We start from the raw sequence: 2,937 nt of genomic DNA, 5'->3' as shown, positions 1-2,937 counted from the left end.
ACCGGCGCCCTCTCAAGCGCGGTGCCGCGCCCGGTGCCCGCCGGCCCGCCATGCTCCTTGTCCCGCGCCCCGGACGGTCCGGCGCCTCCCGCACCGGGGCGGGGGGTGCCCGGGTCCGTGGCCGTCCCGTCGCACGCCGACCGGCCCCGCGCGGTGTCCGGTGCCCCGGACGGTCCGGCGCCTCCCGCACCGGGGCGGGGGGTGCCCGGGTCCGTGGCCGTCCCGTCGCACGCCGACCGGCCCCGCGCGGTGTCCGGTGCCCCGAGCGGTCCGGCGCCTCCCGCACCGACGTGCACCGCGTCCCGCCCCACGGCCGTCCCGTCGCACGCCGACCGGCCGTGCGCCTTGCCCGGCGACCCGGACGGCACGTCCCGCGCCCCGGCACGCGCGGCGCCCGCCGTCCGGGCGGGCGTGCCGCCCCGTGCCGTGCGCGGTGTGCCGACTGCCGCGCGGGCGCCGTCCTGTGTCCGGGAGGGGGCGGGCATGCTCACCGCCCCTGCCATTTCGGGGGCCGCTTCTCGGTGAAGGCGGCGTGGAATTCGGCGTAGTCCTCGCCGTTCATCAGCAGCGCCTGGGTGGCCGCGTCCAGTTCGACGGCGGCGGCCAGCGGCATGTCGAGTTCCGCGGTGAGGAGTGCCTTGGTCTGGGCGTGGGCGAGGGCGGGCCCGTCGGCGAGGCGGCGGGCCAGTTCCGCGGCGCGGGTGCCGGCCGTGCCTTCCTCGACGAGTTCGCTGATGAGTCCGATCCGCTCGGCCTCGGGCGCGCGGACCTGTTCGCCGAGCATCAGCAGTCGGGTGGCGTGGCCGAGGCCCACGACGCGCGGCAGCAGATAGGCGGCGCCCATGTCGCCCCCGGAGAGCCCCACCCTGGTGAAGAGGAAGGCGAAACGCGCGGTGGGGTCGGCGATCCGGAAGTCGGCGGCCAGCGCCAGCACGGCCCCCGCGCCCGCGGCCACGCCGTGCAGGGCCGCGACCACCGGGAAGGGGCACTCTCGGACGGCCCGCACGACCTGGCCGGTCATCCGGTTGAAGTCGATCAGCTGGGCGGTGTCCATCCCGAGTGTGGCGCCGATGATCTCGTCGACGTCCCCGCCGGAGCAGAAACCGCGCCCCTCGCCGCCGAGCACCAGCGCGCGCGCCGCCCGTTCCCTGGAGAGCTCGGCAAGCAGGTCTCGCAGATCCGCGTACGCGCCGAAGGTCAGCGCGTTGAGTTTCTCGGGGCGGGCGAGGGTGACGGTGGCGACGCCGTCAGTGATGTCCAGCCGCAGATGGCGCCAGTCCTCGGTACGGGTAGCGGAGCCGCGGAACGGGCTCATGGAGTTCTCCTCCTTCGGCTGTCCCTCCGGCCGAGCGGTGCCCCCTGCCGTGTCCGTGCTCACGTGGTCACCGCCGGTCGCCTCGGCCCAAGTTATCACCCTCCTGTGACTGTCGTCACGAGAGCGATATAACCCTGTCGCCGTTCGGTATCGCCGTTTGTACGGATACCTGGGCGCTGTCAAGTTTGTGACGCACGTCCCATCCGTCACAGGTGCACGACTCTCGGGTTCTTCGTCGGCAGTTCGTATGGTTGAGCCCACCCAGCCACCGCCACTGTCACCGCCGAGCCACCACCACCCCCGACAAGCGCACGTTCGAACGGACCTCCCCCTTGCTCACGCCCCCCGACCCCGCCTCGTGGCGGATAGCGCTGCCTCACACGACGGCCGCCGTACCGCTCGCCCGCGCACTGATACGTACGGCGCTGGCGGACCTCCGGGCGTCGGCGGACAGCGATACGGCGGAGCTGCTCACGGCGGAACTCGTGGCCAACGCGGTGGAGCACACCAAGGGGAACGATCCGATCGAGCTGGTGGTGGAGCTGCGGCCGAGCGGCTGCCAGGTCGAGGTCCACGACTGCGATCCCGCGCCGCCCGGCAATCTCGCCGGCCCGTGCCCCGCGATGCCGGACCCCTGGCAGGAGCACGGCCGCGGCCTGCTGCTGATCCGCGCGCTGAGCACGGCGTACGGCCACCGCCCGACGGACGCGGGCAAGGCGGTCTGGTTCCGGCTCTCCGCGCGCGGCGCCTGAGAGCGGCGGAGGCCCGCACCCGCGGGGCACCTCGCCCGCACCCGCCGGGCGCCCGCTTCGGCCCGCATTCACGGACACACCATGGAGCTGCCGGACGGCGGCCGGAATATACTACGGACATGTCCGTGGAAAATAATGGCCCGCTTCCCGGCGGTGGACCGGACGGCCCGCCGCTCTCCCGGCAGCGCCGCGCGGTCCTCCAGTACCTGCGCGGGCAGGCCGGGCCCGTCACCGCCACCGCGCTCGCGCAGGTGTGCGCGCTTCACGTGAACACCGTGCGCGAGCACCTCGACGCGCTGGTGGACGCCGGCCTCGCCGTGCGCGAGCGGGCCGCCGCATCCGGACGCGGGCGCCCGGCGTGGCGCTACCGGGCCCGCCCGCCGCAGCAGTCACCGGTGCGCGAGTACGCCGGGCTCGCCGCCGTCCTGGCCGGTCAGATCGCCCGCTCCAGTGCCGATCCGCACGCGGACGCGGTCGCCGCGGGCGAGGAATGGGGCCGCGCCCTGACGGCCGGGCAGGAGCAGGCACACAGTCCGCAGGAGGCCAGAGCGCGGGTGGTGGAACTGCTGGCCGAGATCGGCTTCGCGCCGGAGACGGACGACGGGGCCCATGACGTGCGGTTGCCGCGCTGCCCCTTCGTCGAGGCCGCCCGCGAGTATCCCGGAGTCATCTGCGGCGTCCACGAAGGGCTGGTCAGGGCGGGTCTTTCCGCCCTGGGCGGCGGCCCGCAGCCGGTGGCGCTGCACCCCTTCGCCGAACCCGACGCCTGCCGGCTGCGCCTGGGCACCGGCCCGGAGGAGCCGTACGAGCAGCCGCCGACGGAGACGGCCGGAGGGCGGACGAGCCCGGGGGACGCGAACCCCGTGAAGG

3 protein-coding genes are annotated in these 2,937 nt (G+C 75.0%); 2 read left to right on the top strand and 1 reads right to left on the bottom strand.

Annotation, left to right across the window (positions count from 1 at the left end):
• Window positions 1-487 precede the first annotated feature (487 nt).
• Window positions 488-1,315, bottom strand: coding sequence for an enoyl-CoA hydratase family protein (locus GUY61_RS36945; RefSeq protein WP_166634668.1), 828 nt, complete (start codon window positions 1,313-1,315; stop codon window positions 488-490).
• A 332-nt stretch (window positions 1,316-1,647) separates the two neighbouring features.
• Here GUY61_RS36945 and GUY61_RS36940 point away from each other — a divergent pair, with 332 nt between their 5' ends.
• The gene (locus GUY61_RS36940; protein WP_166634667.1) at window positions 1,648-2,067 is read left to right on the top strand and encodes an ATP-binding protein; all 420 of its coding nucleotides are present in this window, start codon (window positions 1,648-1,650) and stop codon (window positions 2,065-2,067) included.
• 119 nt (window positions 2,068-2,186) lie between these two features.
• Window positions 2,187-2,937, top strand: a 751-nt coding sequence (locus GUY61_RS36935) for a metalloregulator ArsR/SmtB family transcription factor (protein ID WP_166634666.1), incomplete at its 3' end; no start/stop codon positions are given.

It is taken from the genome of Streptomyces sp. GC420, assembly GCF_009916105.1.
GTDB lineage: Bacteria > Actinomycetota > Actinomycetes > Streptomycetales > Streptomycetaceae > Streptomyces.
This window is presented reverse-complemented; position numbering and strand designations above follow the sequence as displayed.